We start from the raw sequence: 1091 nt of genomic DNA, 5'->3' as shown, positions 1-1091 counted from the left end.
GGCACCGCTACTACGACCCGGAACTGGGGCAGTATATTTCGGCGGACCCGATAGGTTTACTTGGTGGTATCCGACCTCAAGGTTATGTTCACAATCCATTGGAGTGGTGTGATCCCTTTGGATTATCTTTAATTAGTCCGAAAACTATTCTTTTTTCTCAGGACAGTATTGCTGGTTCATTTTCTGATGGTGGTTCAATAAATGAATTAGTACATAGATTGAAAAATAATCCATCCTATATAAATGAAGTTGAACCTATTAGAAAAGTCAGAATGCGTGATTTGCCGACTAATGTCCAAGAAAGGCTAATGTCCCAAGGGGCTCATAAAGATTCGGTATTTAGTTTGGATAACCGAAGATTGTACGCTGCAAAAGAAGCTGGTATTTCAAAAATGCCTTCTAGGTGGGCAACTCCTGAAGAGTTGGCAGAGATAAATATAAATAGACGTTTTTCCACAGAAACAGGTGGGAAAGGTATTACGGTAAGGAAGGCTTGCGGATAATGACTGATTTAAAAATTAAAGAGTTGGATACAAAATACGGCCGTATCTTCTCAAGAGATGCCTTAATCATTAGGGATTACTCTATTCAACTTAAGCCCATGGCGGTGAATATCAAAGCTTCACTTTCTCTACGTGGCTGCATACCCTCAGTTAAAGATGCTCCTGACGTGTGTGTTGAGTTTTATTTTAGTGATGTAGAGAGTGTTTCTATATATAAAATTGATGATTTTCCTTATGAGAAATACACGCTTTCCAGCTTGGATGAGGTTGAGGGAGAGTATAAAAAAAATAGGAAACGAGTGATATTAAGTACATATGATCATGTTTTTGATATTGTTGGAAATATTGAACTGAAATATGAGTGATATAAGAAGCCGGAAGTGGTCTTTACGATCCTTCCGGCTTTTTTATTTTACTGTCTGGTGACTACAGATTAATCTGCGTCTCAATAATAATCCTGCCGCGCTCCACCGTGACGGTGACGGGCATCCGCGACAGCCACTGGGGCGAACAGGCGTTGCGGCTCAATGGCGCAGGGCAGGTGACGGCGGAGCGGCGCGAGCAGGGGCGGCAGAAACAGGCACGGCT

2 protein-coding genes are annotated in these 1091 nt (G+C 42.2%); both read left to right on the top strand.

All coding sequences use genetic code 11. The features are described from left to right. The coding region (locus DXXMK7_RS21460; RefSeq protein WP_193745920.1) for an RHS repeat-associated core domain-containing protein at positions 1–503 on the top strand (503 nt) is incomplete at its 5' end. Continuing rightward, positions 503–868, top strand: a complete 366-nt coding sequence (locus tag DXXMK7_RS00050; RefSeq protein ID WP_038917301.1) for a hypothetical protein — start codon at positions 503–505, stop codon at positions 866–868. The genes DXXMK7_RS21460 and DXXMK7_RS00050, both read left to right, overlap by 1 nt. Positions 869–1091: the final 223 nt, after the last annotated feature.

It is taken from the genome of Dickeya sp. MK7 (assembly GCF_000406305.1).
GTDB lineage: Bacteria > Pseudomonadota > Gammaproteobacteria > Enterobacterales > Enterobacteriaceae > Dickeya > Dickeya fangzhongdai.
This window is presented reverse-complemented; position numbering and strand designations above follow the sequence as displayed.

Coding starts and splice junctions, on each gene's coding strand:
- DXXMK7_RS00050 (WP_038917301.1), top strand. CDS start 503: ATGACTGATTTAAAAATTAAAGAGTTGGATACAAAATACGGCCGTATC.